Raw genomic sequence first — 292 nt, forward strand, 5'->3', positions numbered from 1 at the left:
GCTGATGTTGGTTTGGGAAATGAAAAAGCTGCTATACAAGTAAATAATATCGACTTAATACCTCTTCACAAAGAGCGCTATGATTTAGTTATTAAAAAAGAAGACTTACAAAATCCAGTTTACCAAACAATAATTAACATAATAAACTCTCCTGAGTTTAAAGCTGAACTTCAAGGTCTTGGCGGATATGATTTAACTGATACTGGAAAAACTATAGCAAAAGTTTAAGATTAAAATCGCAATCTATTTTATAAGATTTATAATTTTTCACAAAATTTATAACTTAAACACG

1 protein-coding gene is annotated in these 292 nt (G+C 28.4%); it reads left to right on the forward strand.

The window, feature by feature from the left end; translation table 11 throughout:
- Positions 1 to 228, forward strand: a 228-nt coding sequence (locus tag P0G09_RS19990; protein ID WP_275253547.1) for a substrate-binding domain-containing protein, incomplete at its 5' end; no start/stop codon positions are given.
- Positions 229 to 292 lie beyond the last annotated feature (64 nt).

Source organism: Faecalibacterium sp. DFI.5.82, assembly GCF_029076575.1.
In the GTDB taxonomy this organism is placed as follows: domain Bacteria; phylum Bacillota; class Clostridia; order Oscillospirales; family Ruminococcaceae; genus Faecalibacterium; species Faecalibacterium duncaniae.